The sequence below is a fragment of the Streptomyces sp. NRRL WC-3605 genome (genome assembly GCF_001509795.1).
Lineage (GTDB): Bacteria > Actinomycetota > Actinomycetes > Streptomycetales > Streptomycetaceae > Streptomyces > Streptomyces viridochromogenes.
Map to the genome: position 1 here is coordinate 29367 of NZ_LLZN01000058.1, position 15311 is coordinate 44677.

13 protein-coding genes and 1 tRNA gene are annotated in these 15311 nt (G+C 73.3%); 4 read left to right on the forward strand and 10 right to left on the reverse strand.

Translation table 11 applies throughout. From position 1 onward, the window contains the following. Window positions 1-93: 93 nt before the first annotated feature. Window positions 94-1422 (forward strand): MFS transporter, encoded by a 1329-nt coding sequence (locus ADL34_RS18470; RefSeq protein ID WP_079034217.1) that lies wholly within the window; start codon window positions 94-96, stop codon window positions 1420-1422. Window positions 1423-1521: 99 nt separating this feature from the next. Further along, window positions 1522-1595 (forward strand) — tRNA-Pro (locus tag ADL34_RS18475). Window positions 1596-1692: 97 nt separating this feature from the next. Here ADL34_RS18475 and ADL34_RS18480 read toward each other — a convergent pair. Both ADL34_RS18480 and ADL34_RS18485 read right to left on the reverse strand, forming a co-directional pair. Further along, window positions 1693-3906, reverse strand: a complete 2214-nt coding sequence (locus ADL34_RS18480) for an RICIN domain-containing protein (protein WP_062668849.1) — start codon at window positions 3904-3906, stop codon at window positions 1693-1695. A gap of 197 nt (window positions 3907-4103) precedes the next feature. Further along, a complete protein-coding gene (locus ADL34_RS18485; RefSeq protein ID WP_062668850.1) occupies window positions 4104-4811 on the reverse strand; it encodes a TetR/AcrR family transcriptional regulator in 708 nt (235 codons plus the stop codon). Between the two features lie 158 nt (window positions 4812-4969). Between ADL34_RS18485 and ADL34_RS18490 the strand changes: the two genes are divergently transcribed. Next, on the forward strand, window positions 4970-6748 hold the full coding sequence (locus tag ADL34_RS18490) for a glycoside hydrolase family 15 protein (RefSeq protein ID WP_062668902.1): 1779 nt from the start codon (window positions 4970-4972) through the stop codon (window positions 6746-6748). Here ADL34_RS18490 and galE read toward each other — a convergent pair. The 8 genes from galE to ADL34_RS18530 form a co-directional block, all read right to left on the reverse strand. Then, window positions 6687-7769, reverse strand: a complete 1083-nt coding sequence (gene galE / locus ADL34_RS18495; RefSeq protein ID WP_062668851.1) for a UDP-glucose 4-epimerase GalE — start codon at window positions 7767-7769, stop codon at window positions 6687-6689. The two genes, ADL34_RS18490 and galE, sit on opposite strands and share 62 nt — an antisense overlap. Window positions 7770-7870: 101 nt before the next feature. Next, on the reverse strand, window positions 7871-8398 hold the full coding sequence (locus ADL34_RS18500; protein WP_062668852.1) for an NUDIX hydrolase family protein: 528 nt from the start codon (window positions 8396-8398) through the stop codon (window positions 7871-7873). A gap of 16 nt (window positions 8399-8414) precedes the next feature. After that, entirely contained in the window at window positions 8415-9599 is a 1185-nt protein-coding gene (locus ADL34_RS18505) for an amidohydrolase family protein (protein WP_062668853.1), read from the reverse strand. A 1-nt stretch (window position 9600) separates the two neighbouring features. Then, entirely contained in the window at window positions 9601-11004 is a 1404-nt protein-coding gene (locus tag ADL34_RS18510) for a glutamine synthetase family protein (RefSeq protein WP_062668854.1), read from the reverse strand. 49 nt (window positions 11005-11053) lie between these two features. After that, a complete protein-coding gene (locus ADL34_RS18515; RefSeq protein ID WP_062668855.1) occupies window positions 11054-11863 on the reverse strand; it encodes an SAM-dependent methyltransferase in 810 nt (269 codons plus the stop codon). A gap of 133 nt (window positions 11864-11996) precedes the next feature. Then, a complete protein-coding gene (locus ADL34_RS18520; RefSeq protein ID WP_062668856.1) occupies window positions 11997-12842 on the reverse strand; it encodes a hypothetical protein in 846 nt (281 codons plus the stop codon). Between the two features lie 120 nt (window positions 12843-12962). Beyond that, on the reverse strand, window positions 12963-13295 hold the full coding sequence (locus ADL34_RS18525; protein WP_062668857.1) for a DUF3140 domain-containing protein: 333 nt from the start codon (window positions 13293-13295) through the stop codon (window positions 12963-12965). Between the two features lie 56 nt (window positions 13296-13351). Next, window positions 13352-13834, reverse strand: a complete 483-nt coding sequence (locus ADL34_RS18530; RefSeq protein ID WP_062668858.1) for a Dps family protein — start codon at window positions 13832-13834, stop codon at window positions 13352-13354. Between the two features lie 269 nt (window positions 13835-14103). Between ADL34_RS18530 and ADL34_RS18535 the strand changes: the two genes are divergently transcribed. Further along, on the forward strand, window positions 14104-15291 hold the full coding sequence (locus ADL34_RS18535) for a thiolase family protein (protein WP_062668859.1): 1188 nt from the start codon (window positions 14104-14106) through the stop codon (window positions 15289-15291). Window positions 15292-15311 lie beyond the last annotated feature (20 nt).

Here is a 15311-nt window from a genome sequence, read left to right on the forward strand (position 1 = left end):
CCCGCGTGCGATCATCCGGAGGCGAGGGGGCAGCCGGGGCGGAGGGGGCCGCGGCCCGCACTCCTCACGAGGGGACGGGGAGGGATCGTGGGGATGCGCGGGACGCCGCCGCGGACACCGCCGGGCGGAGCCCAGGACGGGACGCGGAACCCGTCGCCCGGCGCCGGGACGGGCACGGACCGGCCGAGACCGGTGTGGTCACGCGACTTCGCCCTGTTCTTCGGGGCACGGGCCGTGGCCCAGCTCGGTGACACCATGCTGCCCGTGGCGCTCGCGGCGGGCCTGCTGCAGCAGGGCTACGGCGCCGGTGCCGTCGGTCTCGCCCTGGCCTCGACGTCCGCCGCGTTCGCCGGGCTGATCGTCTTCGGCGGGGTCGTCGCCGACCGCTTCGACACCCGCCGGCTGATGATCGGCGCCGACCTGGTCCGCGTCTGCACCCAGTCCCTGGCCGCCGCGCTCTTCTTCTCCGGGCACGTCGTGCTCTGGCAGATCTGCGCGATCGGCTTCGTCAACGGCGTCGCGGGCGCCGTGTTCCAGCCCGGCGTCGCCGGCACCGTGCCCCGCCTCGCCGCCGACGTGCAGGGCGCGAACGGCGCCATCCGCGTCGCCGAGGCCGTGGCCCAGCTGGCCGGCCCCGCCCTCGCGGGCGTCCTCGTCGGATTCGCCTCACCCGGCGGGGTGTTCGCCGCCCACGCCACCACCTACACGGTGAGTGCCGTCTGCCTCCTGCTGCTGCGCCTGCCCCCACGCGTCCGCTCGGGCGCCGCCCGCGCCCTGACCGGCGGCCGGGCCTTCCGGGCCGATCTGGTGGAGGGCTGGCGGGAGTTCAGGTCCCGCGCCTGGCTGTGGGGCGTCATCGCCGTCTGGTGCGTCTACATGATCACCGTGTGGGGCCCGACGATCCCGCTGGTGGCGACGGAGATCGTCCAGCACCACGGGGCCCGCTCCTACGGCCTGGTCAACTCCGCCCTCGGCGCGGGCACCGTGCTCGGCGGCCTGCTCGCCCTGCGGCTGCGCCCGCGCCGCATGCTGCGCGCCGGCGCGTTCGGCGTCTTCGCCTTCGCCGCCTTCCCGGTGACGGTCGGCGCCGGCCTGCCTGTCCCGGCCATGGCGGCCGGAGCGGCCGTGGCCGGTGTCGGCATGGCGTTCTGGAGCGTGATGTGGGCGACGAGCGTGCAGACCCAGGTCCCGGCGGACGTCCTCAACCGCATCCACGCCTACGACGTGGCGGGCTCCCTGGCGATGATGCCGGTCGGCCAGTCCCTGGCGGGCCCGGCCGCCGGGGCCTTCGGGTCCGGGCACGTGCTGCTCGCGGCGGGATGCATGAGCTTCGTCGTGGCGACCTCGCTGCTCTGCGTGCGCGCGATCCGCGGCCTGGTCCGGGCGGACGCGCCGGCGGCCCCGGGCCCAGGGGGTGTCTGACACCCTCTGGGCCCGTAAACGGGTGCGCGACCACCGACCCGAGTGCGGTAGAGTTTCCCTGCACGTTCGGCCGGGGGAAACCCCAGGTCAGCGGGGCACCGGGACGTGGCGCAGCTTGGTAGCGCACTTGACTGGGGGTCAAGGGGTCGCAGGTTCAAATCCTGTCGTCCCGACGGTGCGGAAGGGCTTCCACGGGTTCACACCCGCGGAAGCCCTTCTTCGTGTGTCCGGCTCCTTCGTGTGTCCGGCGCGGACCTGAGCGGTCGCCCTCTACGGATAGCTGGGCAGGTTCGCCACGTTCGTCGCCGCGTTGGACGGGCCGCCCGTGCTGTTGACGACGTGCCGGATGGTGCCGGTGCCGCCGAGGGAGACCGTCACCATGCTCGTGAAGCGCACCCCCGGCCGGTTCGGCGCCTCGATGGCCCGTTCGGCGGTGACGCTCGGGTTGACGTTGAAGAAGCAGTAGCTGCCGAGGCCCCACGCCTGGTGGCTGGTGACGGAGTCGGCGACCTTGTAGGCGGCGTAGCCCTGCGTGGAACCGTTCATCCAGGCCGCCTGGTTGGGCGGGTCGTACGGCATCTCGTTCTGGTAGAAGTACGTCCGGCCGCCGTTGCCGTTCCAGATGGTCTGGTACTTCTGGTAGTGCTCGACGAACAGGCCGTACGCCGTGACGTCGTCGCCGTTGACGATCAGGCCGGTGTCACCGGTGTTGCTGTTCCATCCGATGCCGTTGCCGTGGTCGCCGCGCCAGATCCACATGTGGTCGCCGATGACGTCGTCGCTGTTGATCACCAGGCTGGTGGTCGCCTTGCCGACGGCCGCGCCGCCGACCCGGAAGTACACGTCGTGCAGCGAGGTCGGGTCGGCGTCGTGCGACGCGGACGAGTTCGCCGGGCCGACCTCCATGAGCGTGGGCGAGTTGGTGGTGCCCGCGTCGAACAGGAGGCCCGCGACCTTGACCCCGTCGACGTCGGCGACCTTCATCGCGGTGACGCCGTTGTCCGGGACGAACGTGGCGAGGCCCAGGCCGAGGACGACTGTGCCGGGGCGGTTCACCTGGAGCGTCTGGTCGAGGTGGTAGACCCCCGGCGTGACGAGCAGGTTCTTGCCCGCGGCCAGCGCGGCGTTGATCGAGGCGGCGCTTGCGCCCGGCTTGACGATGTGGAAGGTGTCCAACGACAGCGAGGTCCCGGAGGGTGCCCCGTTCGCCCAGCTGACGCCGGAGGAGCCGGACCGGACGGCGGGCACGAACACCTTGTAGGCGTTGTCGCCGTCGACGTACAGGAACGGCTTCTCGCGGGTCACCGGCGACTGCGCGACCGTGGTGTACGGCGGCGCCGGGAACGTCGTGTTCGGAACGCCCTGACTGCCGACGAAGACCATGTTCCAGTTGGAGCCGGTCCAGCTGCCGACCTGGGAGTTGCGGGTCAGCCACTGCTGCTGGCTGCCGGAGTCGACCCGTCCGTCGACCTTGGTGTCGGCGAACAGGCCGCCGCTGGCCCAGCCGCCGTCGTCCAGGGCGATGTCGCCGCGCAGATGCATCCGGCGGTACGGGGCCGCCTGCGACACCGCCCAGCGGTCGCGGCCGCCCGCCGGGTTGACCGACAGGTTCTCGGCGCCGCGCCAGAAGTTCTGGGTGGCGTTCTGCGGCGGGAACCAGTCGGCCTCGGCGTGCACCGCCCCGTTGACGGTGACCGCGTCGGGGGTGAGGCCGAGACCCGAGACCTGCGTGTAGAAGCCGACGTTGACGTCCGCGTCGTAGGAGCCCGGCTTGAACAGCACCGCCTGCCGCTGGGAGCCGAACTGGTTGGTCTCCTGCTGCTGGAAGATCGAGTTCAGCTTGCTCTGGATGGCGGAGGCGGACATCGACGGGTCGAACACGGCGACGTTCGGCCCGAGGTCCGGGGCCGCCGTCGACTGGTTCACGGGCACGACCTGGAACCGCTGGGCGGCGCTGCCGTTGCACGTGTACTGCACGAACTGCACGCTGTTCGCGAGCGAGGCGCCCGGGTCGTCCAGGCACTTGCCGCTGTGCCGGTTGACGAACCGGTAGGCGCCGCCGCCCAGGTCGACCGGCAGCCACTGCTGGTTGGCGCCGCCGCCGTAGGCCCACAGGTGCACGGGCGCGCCGTCGGCGCTGGAGACGTCGGCGACGTCCACGACCTGGCCGGTGGCGTTCCGGTTGCCGATGCGGACATAACCGTCGTCGCCGGCGGTGAGACTCCACTGCTGGGCCGCCGTGCTGTTGCAGGCGTACTGCTGCACGACGGTGCCGTTGGCGGTGGCGGCCGCCCTGGCGTCCAGACAGCGGCCGCTCGCGGCGTTCATGACGGTGACGAACCCGGTGGGGAGCGCTGCGGCGGCGCTCGCCGGCGCGGGTGCCGAGGTGAGCAGGGAGGCGGCGGCCACGGTGACGAGCGCTGCCACGCCAAATCTGCGCGGACGGCGTGGGGCAGGGGGCGAAGACTCAGGGAATCCGGGCATGCGGGTGGCCCTTCGTGGGGGGTGTGCGGGTCGTGCCGCGTTCAGTTCGTGAAGGCCGAACGCGGCATGCGCTGCTCTGGTTGACCCGTGAACCTAAAGGTATGGACCACTTTCGTCAAGACATGAAGTAAGCGCTTGAGCAACAGAGTTGAGCGCACGCGTGAGGGACCCCGAGAGTGGGAAGGGGTGGTGCCGACTCACTCCGAGCGCGTGAAGCGGTCCACCAGCGCGTCCAGGCCGTCCGTCAGGTCGCGCGGTCCGGCCCGGTCGGCCAGGGCCGGGGCGGTGGCGCGCAGCCGCGGCAGCTCCTGCGGGTCCATGTGGTGAAGGCCGAGCCGGAACCCGGACTCCGTCTCCTGCGGGTTGTCCACCATGGCCTGGAGCTCCACCGACACGTAGCCGAGCACCCAGCCCGTGAAGGCGCGGAAGAGCCGCGCGGAGCCGTCCGTGCCGAACCCGGCCTGCTCGAACAGCGCGAGCACCCGCTCGTGGTGACGCAGCGTCGCCCGCGGGCGACGGGCGAGCGGCACCGTCAGCATCCGTGTGGAGAGCAGCGGCACCACCTGCGGGTGGTCCAGGCACACCTCGTACGTCGCCAGCGCCACCCGGCGCAGCTCGGCCCGCCAGTCGTCCGCCGCCTCCCCGTCGGTCAGCCGGTCCTCCAGCTCCGCGTGCAGGGCCTCCACCAGGCCGTCCAGCAGGGCGTCCTTGGAGGCGGCGTACCGGTACAACGCCATCGCCTCGACGCCGAGCTCGCTGCCGAGCCGCCGCATGCTCAGGGCGGACAGGCCCTCCCGGTCGACCAACCGCAGGGCCGCGCCGAGGACGCGCTCGCGGTTGAGCCTTCCGTAGCGGCCCCGGTCGCTCGCGCGCCGCGCCGGCCCCGCTCCGGGCTCCTTCGCCATCGCCGGCCTCCTCGCCGTCACTCCAGGCCACCGTACGGTTACGGGGTAGACGTACGCGAACCGGGGTGATCGGACCCGGTTGCCGGGGCCGAGCGGACGCGTAGCATGTACATATACGTCGTAAACGGGTGACGTAAACCCATGGACGAGTGACCGTCATGAGCGCACCCATCGAGGACTACGCCCTGATCAGCGATCTGGAGACAGCGGCGCTCGTCGGCCTGGACGGCTCCGTCGACTGGCTGTGCCTGCCCCGGTTCGACTCGCCCGCCTCACTGGCCGCGCTGCTGGGCACCCCCGACAACGGCTCCTGGCGGCTCGCCCCGCCCGGCGCCACCCGCTGCACGCGCCGGCGGTACCGGCGCGACACCCTGCTGCTCCAGTCGTGGTGGACGACACCCACGGGCACCGTGCGGGTCACCGACTTCATGCCGCCCCGCACCCGGCTGCCCTGCGTCGTCCGGCTCGTCGAGGGGATCTCCGGGACCGTCACCCTCCGCAGCGAGCTGCGGCTGCGGTTCCACCAGGGCCGGGTCGTGCCCTGGATCCGTGCCGTCGAGGGCTGCGCGGTGGCGATCGCCGGCCCGGACGCCGTCTGGCTCGGCACCGACCCTCCCGTCGAGCGGACGGGCGCCGACGACCGCACGGTCCACGACGTCACGGTCACGGCCGGCCGGCGCCTCGCCCTCACCCTCGTGTGGTCGCCGTCCCACCGGCCCGGACCGCCCGAGCCGCTGGCCGTCCCGGCCGAGACGCTGCTCAAGGAGACCGCCGGCTTCTGGCGGCGCTGGACCGCCCAGTGCCGCTACGAAGGCCCCTGGCGGGACGCCGTCGTACGGTCCCTGATCACCCTGAAGGCACTCATCCACGCGCCCACCGGCGGTGTCGTCGCCGCCCCCACGACGTCCCTGCCCGGCCGTATCGGCGGTGACCTCAACTGGGACTACCGGTACTGCTGGCTCCGGGACTCCGCCATGACCCTGTCCTGCCTGCTGCGCAACGGCTACCGCGAGGAGGCCACGGCGTGGGTGGACTGGCTGGTACGGGCCGTCGCGGGCGACCCCGCCGACCTGCAGACCGTGTACGGCGTGGGCGGCCAGCGCCTGCTGCCCGAGACCGAGGCGCCCTGGCTGCCCGGCTACGAGGGCTCACGGCCCGTCCGCTTCGGCAACTCCGCGGCCGGCCAGTACCAGCTGGACGTCTACGGCGAGGTCCTCGACGCCCTGTGCCTGTCCCTGCGGGCCGGAATCGACCTGCCCGCCCACGTGTGGAGCCTGGTCGAGGCACTGATGGGGCATCTGCTGCGGCACTGGCGCGAACCCGACCAGGGGCTGTGGCAACTGCGGAGCCCTCGCCGCCAGTTCGTGCACTCCAAGGTCATGACCTGGGTGGCCGCCGACCGCGCCCTGCGGATGGGCCGGCTGCTCGGCCGCGACGGCGCCCGCGGACGCTGGCGGGCCATGCGCGACCAGGTGCACCGCGAGGTCTGCCGTGAGGGCTGGGACCCGGCACGGCACGCCTTCACCCAGTCCTACGGCTCCGACACCCTGGACGCGTCCGCGCTGCTGATCCCCCGGCTCGGCTTCCTGCCCGCCGCCGACGGACGGGTGCGCGGGACGGTCGACGCGATGCGCGCCCTCGGCCACGGCGGCTTCGTACGGCGCTACACCCCCGGCCCGGACGCCGGGCAGGGCCCCGAGGGCACCTTCGTCGCCTGCTCGCTCTGGTACGCCGACGCGCTCGCCGCGACAGGCCGGACCGGGCAGGCCCGCGAGGCGTTCGAGCGGGTCCTCGCCATCCGCAACGACGTCGGTCTGCTCGCCGAGCAGTGGGACCCGGACGCCGGCCGCCAGCTCGGCAACGCGCCCCAGGCGTTCAGTCACATCGCCCTGGTGGAGACGGCGTCCGCCTTGTCTCCCCGTACCCGTACGGATTGAGCTGCTGGAACCGCCAGGCGTCCCGGCACATGTCGTCCAGGTCGCGGGTCGGCCGCCAGCCCCAGGCGCGCGTCACCGAGCCCGCGTCCGCGACGAGTTCGGCCACGTCACCGGGACGGCGGGGCCCGACCTCGTACGGCACCCGCCAGCCGGTCGCCCGGGAGAACGCGGCGACGACCTCCAGGACGGAACGGCCCTCGCCCAGGCCCAGGTTGAACACGTGCATGCCCGGCGCGTCGCCGAGGTGGTCCAGCGCCAGCCGGTACGCGCCGACCGCGTCCATGATGTGCAGGTAGTCGCGGACCGCGGTCCCGTCACGGGTCGGATAGTCGTCGCCGAACACCCGCAGCAGCTCACGCCGGCCGCCGGCCACCTGGGCCAGTGAGGGCACGAGGTTGTCGGACTCACCGGGCGGGTCGGCGCCCAGCAGACCGCTGGGGTGGGCTCCCGCCGGGTTGGCGTACCGCAGGCACAGCACCGTGTAGTCGGGCCGACGGCGGCACACGTCGGCGAGTATCTGCTCGCACGCCCACTTGGAGGCCGCGTAGGGGCTCGCCGGACGCACCGGCGTCGACTCGTCCAGCGGCCCCCGGCCGGATTCGCCGTAGACCGCGCACGAGGAGGAGAAGACCATGCGGTGCACCCCGTGGTCGTCCATGGCCCGCAGCAGGGACGTCGTGGCGCCCACATTGCTGTCGTAGTACTCCACGGGCCTGCGCGTCGACGCGCTCACCGAACGCAGCCCCGCGCAGTGCACCACGGCGTCCACGGTGTGCCGGTCGAAGACGGCCGACAGGGCCCGGCGGTCCCGGACGTCCAGCTCGTACACCGCGCCGACGAACCGGCCGGCGATCCGCTCGAGACGCTGCATGACCCGCGGGCTGCTGTGCGAGTAGTCGTCGACCACGATCACCTCGTAGCCGTGGTCGAGCAGATCGACGCAGGCGTGGCTGCCGAGGAACCCCGCACCGCCGGTGACGAGGACCGTCGACGGTGTACTCACCGGCTCGCCGCGCGTCATGGGCAGCCGCTCCCGGATCGCTCACAACGCCGTACATTTACGACGTATACCTCCGACTATGCGCCTCGCGCGCGGCAGCGTCAAACGAACCGGCGCACCCCTCAGACCACGCATCCCACATGGGCCAGCGCCTGCTTTAGCAGCACCCCGTGCCCGCCCGGCATCTCGCTCTGCACCGCCGGCGACAGGGCCTCCTGGGGGCTGAACCAGACCAGGTCGAGGGCGTCCTGCCGGGGCCGGCAGTCGCCGCTGACCGGGACGACGTACGCGAGGGACACCGCGTGCTGACGCGGGTCGTGGTACGGCGTGATGCCCTGCGTCGGGAAGTACTCGGCCACGGTGAAGGGCTGCAGCGAAGTCGGCACCCGGGGCAGCGCCACCGGTCCGAGGTCCTTCTCCAGATGGCGCAGCAGCGCGTCACGGACGCGCTCGTGGTGCAGCACGCGGCCGGAGACCAGGGTCCGGCTGACCGTTCCGTCGGGTCCGATGCGCAGCAGCAGCCCGATGCTGGTGACCTCGCCACTGTCGTCGACGCGCACGGGCACCGCCTCGACGTACAGGATCGGCATGCGGGCGCGCGCCTGCTCCAGGTCGTCCGTGGACAGCCAGCCGGGCGTGGTTTCGGTCATGTCAGACATTGCTTGATCATACTTTCCGGGAGTGCGGACGCTCGGTCGTGGTCGGGTCGGCGGACGGGTCGGCGGGGGAGAGACCGTACAGGCGGCGGGCGTTGTCGCCGGCCGTCCACGCGGCGATGCGCAGCGCGTCCGGCAGGCTCAGGTCGTCGGTGTCGACCCGGTCCTGGAGGAGTTCCCCCATACCCCGGCGGAACGCCAGGGCCCCCAGGGCGTGGAACTCGGCCAGGCCGTAGGCGTCGGAGCTGTACAGCAGTTTGCGGAACGGGGTGATCTCCAGGGCCTCCGCGAGCACCGCCCGCGCCCGGGCGGGCCCCACGTGGTGCAGGGCGAGCCCCACGTCCAGGTGCACGTGGTCGAAGACGGCGGCGAGGTAGGCGGCCTCGCGCTGGTACGGCCAGCAGTGCAGGAGCAGCACCGGGATCGTGCCCCTGACCAGGTGCAGCCAGTCCGTCAGCAGGGCCGGGTCGGCCCTGTGCAGCCGCAGGTCGCCGTCGCCGAACCCGGTGTGCAGCTGCAGGGGCAGGCCGAGATCGACGGCCGTCCACAGCAGATGCCGGGTCAGTACCGGGTCGGACAGCCGTCCGCCGTCCGACAGCCACTGCCGGGCCGAGGCGGTGACCAGCGCGTCGGTGGGGCGCGCCGGATCCAGGTCGAAGCCCGTGCGGTACGCGGCCACCGACTTCACGGCGACCACACCGGGGCGGCGCACTGCCTCCTCGACGGCCGTGCGGAACGCGCCGGCGTACCCGTCGGCCTCCACCCCCGAGGCCGCGACGGACTCGGCGACCGCCTCCAGACGGACGACTTCGTGGGCCGTCGCCCCCGCCGCCTCCGCGAGTCGCGCGGGCGTGGTGAGCGGCACCGGTGTGTGGCCGGTGTCCACACAGAGCGCCGCCACACCCGCCGCCCGCAGGAACCGCCGGTCCACCTCCCGCACGCCCAGCTCGGCACGCCGGGCAAGGTAGGCGTCGGCCGGCGCGTGGCGGGGCAGGCCGAGCAGGGGTGCGCAGTCCCGGCGCACGGCGACCCCCACCGGGGTGTCGAACGCGGACCACGCGGTGGCGGGCCCGCCCTCGGTGAGCAGGGACTCGAACGCGGCGCGGTCCAGGTCCGTGGTGACCACCCCGTGGCAGTGGTGGTCGACCAGCGGCAGCTCCGCGAGCGCCTCGTGGACCGGCCCGGTGCCGCCCACGTCAGTACACCCACCGGTAGGCGGCGGCGACCCCGTCGTCGTCCAGCCCGGCGACCCGGGCGCTCTCGCCCTCCCGTACCGCGGTCACGGCGTCGGCGAGGACCGGCCCGAGCGCGTCGCGCAGCACCACGTCCGCGCGGAACTCCCCGACGGCCTCGCCCAGCGAGACGGGCAGCCGCCGCACCCCGAGCGCCGCCGCCTCCCGCGTGCTCAGGTGCGCGGGGTCGCCGGTGACCTCCTCGGGCAGCCGCGCGTCCGACGCCATGCCGTCCAGACCGGCGGCGATCAGACAGCCCAGCGCGAGATACGGGTTGGCGGCCAGGTCGACCGGCTTGACCTCGATGTTGGCGGTCCGCTCGCGCCGGCCGACCGTGCCGGTCACCAGCCGCAGCCCGGCCTCCCGGGTCTCGCGGCCCCACGCCGTGAACACCCCGGCCCACTGCGAGGGCCGCAGCCGCAGATAGCTCGCCGGGCTCGGCGCGGTCACCGCGGTCAGGGCCGGGAGCCGGCGGAGCACGCCGGCGGCGAAGGACTCCGCCTCGGGGCGCAGGCCGTACCGGCGGTCGCCGCCCGCGTGCAGATTGACGCCGTCGCGCCAGACGGAGAGGTGGACATGGCCGCCGTTGCCGACGCCCTGCCCGAGCACGGCGGGCGCGAAGGACACCGCGAACCCGTGGCGCCGGGCCACCGCGCGGACCGTCTGCCGCACCAGCACGCTGTGGTCGGCCGCGGCGACCGGGTCCAGCGCCGCCACCGACAGCTCGAACTGCCCGGCCGCGTATTCGGGGTGGAACTGCTCGGCCTCGACGCCCTGCCGGGCCAGCGCCGCCAGCAGCTCCGCCGCGCAGTCGCTCAGCTCCACCTGCCGGGTGGCGCCGTACGCCGGACCCGTGACCGCGGGCACGAAGGCCCCGTCGGCGCCCGGCGGCTGGGCGAAGGAGCACTCGATCTCGATACTCGCCCGGAACGTCACCCCGTGCCGCTCGGCGGCCTCGCGGACCGTGCGCCGCAGGAACGTGCGGGCGCACGCCGGATGCGGTTCGCCCTCCTGGGTCGTCCGGTCGACCGGCGCCCAGGCCCAGCCGGGCTGGGCGGCCAGCTCCACCAGGGCCGTCAGGTCCGGGTAGAGACGCAGATCGCCGTCCGGGGAGCCGAGGACGTCCGTGGTCACGACGGAGTCGTCCGCGAGGAACGTGTCGAACACCGGGGACATCCCGACGCCCCAGGCCGCCGCCGAGGGCAGCTTGGCGGTGGGGACCGTCTTCACCCGGCCGATCCCGGCCGTGTCCACGTACGCCAGCACGACCCCGTGCACACCCCGCCCGGCCAGCTCGCCGCCGAGCGCGGTGGCCCGTTCGACGTCCCCGGGACGCCCTCCCGGGACGGGGTCGGCAAGGGTGGTCATACGGTCTCCTCGACGAGCTCGGCCGCCGGGCGGGCGGTGCGTGGGGGCGTCAGGGCTTCACGGCCACCGCGCCGTACTGCGGCACCGGGGCGGGGGAGCCGTCGGCCCGCCACCGGGCGCAGGACACCATGCCCGGCTCCAGCAGCTCCAGTCCCTCGAAGAAGGCGGCGATGTCCTCGCCGCTGCGGGCCGTGATCGGCGGGGTGGCGTTCTCGTTCCAGAACTTCATCGCCGGGATCTGGCCCTCGCCGCCGAGCTCCGCGTCGAAGGTGGGGTGCGTCAGCACCAGCAGGCTGCCGGAGGGGGTCGCGGCCATGACGCGCCGCACGATGTCACGGGCCTGGTCGTAGTCCAGCACGAAGTTGAGGATGCCCAGCATCATCACGGCGACCGGCTCGGTGAAGTCCAGCGTCCGCGAGGCCCGTTCGACGATGGCGTCCGGGTCGTGCACGTCGGCGTCGATGTACGCGGTGACGCCGTCCCGGGTGCCGGTCAGCAGCGTCCGGGCGTGCACCAGCACGATCGGGTCGTTGTCGACGTACACGATCCGGGACTCGGGCGCGATGCGCTGGGCGATCTCGTGGGTGTTGTCGGCCGTCGGCAGCCCGGTGCCGATGTCGAGGAACTGCCGTACGCCGCGCTCCCCGGCCACGAAGCGCACCGCCCGGCCGAGGAAGTCGCGGTCCGCGCGCGCGATGTCACGGATGACCGGGAACATCCCGGCCACGTGCTCGCCCACCTGCTGGTCGACCTCGTAGTTGTCCTTGCCGCCGATCCAGTAGTTCCACACGCGCGCGTTGTGCGCCACACCGGTGTTCAGCCTCGCCGACCCGCCCGACGGGGTGTGGCCATCGCTCACGACTCGTCCTCTCCTCGCACGCACGACCGAAACCGGCCATCACCGCCATTGTGCCGCCCCGTTGATCACGTTGTCCCGGGAATCGGCACAGCCGGTACGGTCGTCGGCGCGCGGGCGGGGTGCCGCCGACGCGTCAGTCGAACTGGCTGGGCGAGGCCGCCGGGGACTTGCCGGCCAGGACGTCCTGGAGCCGCTGCGTGCCCAGCTTCACCGCCGACTCCACCGAGTCGTCCTCATCGTCGTCGAGACCGCCCGCCGTGACGGTGATCGCGTTGTCGCCCACCCGGACCGCGGCCACGCTCAGGGTCAGCGTCGCCTCGGTGCCGTCGACCGGCCCGCGCACCGACACCCGCACGCCCTCACGGGCGTCGCCCACCGTGGGCAGGTCGCTCTCGGTGACCTGGACGGTCCGCTCCTCGCCGTTCTCGGTCATCGTGAACTGGTCGCACTCCTGCGGAAGTCCGGCCATCCAGTCCAGGGAGTCCTGGACGTCCGTCCGGTCGTATGCGGCGACCTGGTACAGCAGGCGCGAGTCGTCCTGGGTGAAGCCGCGCAGCGCGTTCGCCCCCGACGGCTTGCCCAGCAGGTCGTCGTCGAACAGCGAGTCCATCAGCCGCTGGCAGTCGGCCGCGTCGGCCTTGGCGGACACGAAGTCGGAGACGTCGACCTTGCCGATCAGCAGACCGTCGTGCCAGTTCTCCGCCTCCGTGTCCTTCACCTGGGTCCAGTCGTCCTCGATGTCCGCCGCGGTGATCAGCGCGGTCTCGGCGCCGGACTCGGACAGGGTGCCGCTCGGCGAGCCGGTGGGCGAGCCCGTCGGCGACTCCGTCTGCTGCCGGGCCGCCGCGGGCGACGCGCTGACGCCGGAGGCCCCGGTCTCCCGGCCCCCGTCCTGGGCGCAGGCGGCGGTGGCGAGCAGGGTGCCCGCCGTCAGGGCCGTGGACAGGACGCGGGCGAGTCGGACGGTACGACGGGTCATCGGGAGTGCCTCCTGGGGACGGGACGCGTGTCCCGCTCAGCCCATCACCGGCCCCACGGGCCCACCATCGGCCACGGCCCGATCGGGTGACCCCGTCGATCGGCTGACGTCCCTCCGGCCTCACCCCTTCAGCGGGTCGTGCCCGATGGTCATGAGCCGGTGCCGTTGGCGGGTCTGCTCCGGCTCCGGCTCGTTCTCCGGATCGGCGCGCTCGGACACGGTGTCCACGACGTCGTACATGACCCGCACGTCGTCGTCCGTGAGGTCGGTGCGGCGCTTCTGGAGGATCGCGAGGACATGCTGCCCGACCGGGGTGCCTGCCTCGTCCGGCAGCGGTTCGGCCGTCTCACCCGCTTCGCTGACCCGCAGCCAGGCGGCGAGCTCCTGCGAGGTCATGTTCACCACGCGGTGGAACTCCTGCCACAGTGCGTCGAGTTCGAGGGCGTCGGTCACGGGGTTTCCTCTCCCTTCGCGTCGGGTGGTGCCGGCCGGGTGGTCCGCCGGGTGTCTCAGCCGTCGTCCGGCCAGTTCTCGGCGTCGAACATCCAGCGTTCCTTCTCCAGGTCGCCGGTGATGGTGATGAGCAGGTCCTGCGTCACCGGGTCCGGCTCGGCGGTCGCCGCGACCCGCTCGCGCAGCCGCGTGACGGCCGAGCCGAGAGCGTCCACGACCAGCTGCACGACCTGGGTGTCGCGCAGCCAGCCCGCCTCGGGGCCGGGCAGCGCGAAGGCCGCGGCGATGGTCTCCGGACGGCCGTCGGGTGCCACCCCGATCGCGGAGCTGCGCTCGGCGACCGTGTCGGCGTGCGTCCGGGCCAGCGTCACCACCTCGTCGAGCTGGAGGTGGATCGAGCGGAAGCGCGGGCCGACGATGGCCCAGTGCGCCTGCTTCCCGATCAGCGACAGCCCGAGCAGATCGACGAGGGTGTCCTGGAGGGCGGCACCGGCGATCTGGCGGGCCGGCTCCGGAAGCGTGCTGGAGACCACGGTCATGTCGAGCCCCTCTCTGGCGTGGTCGAGGGCTGCAGGAGCGGTGCGGCGCCGTCCGTCACAGCGGTGCCGCGCCACTCCATGCGTGCGCGGGTGCCCCGTGCGAACCGGTGCAAAACGTGCGGTGCCCGGTGGCCGGGCCGGTCGCCGCCGTGGCCCCTCGTCCCCGGGGCGGCGTATCTTCCCAGCGGGGCGGGAGTCGGTCTATAGTCCAAAACTAGCGGTGCTAATTAACGGAGTGCCGATCCACCCGCCCGGTCAGGAGTCCAGTCGTGCGTCCCGTCCACTTCGCGGCCGCCCGCCGCACCCCCATCGGCAAGCTGCGCGGCGCCCTGTCGTCCGTCCGCCCCGACGACCTCGCCGCAGCCGTGATCCGCGGGATCGTCGCCGACGTCCCCGCGCTGGACCCCGCACGTGTCGACGACGTCTACTGGGGCGCCGCCAACCAGGCCGGCGAGGACAACCGCAACGTGGCCCGGATGGCCGCCCTGCTGGCCGGACTGCCCGACTCGGTGCCGGGCGCCACCGTGAACCGGCTGTGCGCCTCCGGCCTGGAGGCGGTGACGACGGCCGCCCGCACCATCGCGGCGGGCGAGGCCGACATCGTGCTCGCCGGCGGCTCCGAGTCCATGAGCCGCGCCCCCTTCGTCCTGCCCCGCCCCGACGAGGCGCTGCCCCACCGCATCGAGACCGTCGACACCCGCCTGGGCTGGCGGCTGGTCAACCCGGCCATGAAGGACCTGCACGGCCTGCTGTCCATGGGCGAGACCGCCGAGGAGGTCGCCCGCCGCCACGGTGTCTCCCGCGAACGGCAGGACGAGTTCGCGCTCCGCAGCCACCAGCGGGCCGCCGAGGCCCGTAAGAACGGGCACTTCGACGACGAGATCCTGCCGGTCGAGCGCCCCGACGGCGTGCTCGTCGACAGCGACGAGTGCGTCCGCGAGGACACCTCCCTCGAGAAGCTGTCCCGGCTCAAGCCCGTCTTCCGCGCCGGCGGCACCGTCACCGCGGGCAACGCCTCCCCGATGAACGACGGCGCGGCCGGTCTCCTCCTGGTCAGCGAGGAGGCCCTGAACGACCTCGGCCTGGAGTCCCTCGGCCGCTATGTCGCCGGCGGCTCGGCGGGCGTCCACCCCGACGTCATGGGCATCGGACCGGTCCCCGCCACGCGCAAGGTCCTCGACCGGGCCGGCTGGACCGTCGCCGATCTCCAGGAGGCCGAGTTCAACGAGGCGTTCGCCGCGCAGGCGCTCGCCAGCGTCGACGCCCTCGGCATCGACCCGGACCTGGTCAACGCGAGCGGCGGCGCCATCGCCCTCGGCCACCCGCTGGGCTGCTCCGGCGCCCGCATCCTCACCACCCTCCTGCACCGGATGCGTCGCACGGGCGCCGAGCGCGGCCTCGCCACGATGTGCGTCGGCGTCGGCCAGGGCAGCGCGGTGCTGGTCGAACGGCACTGACGCACCGGGCGGGCACCCGC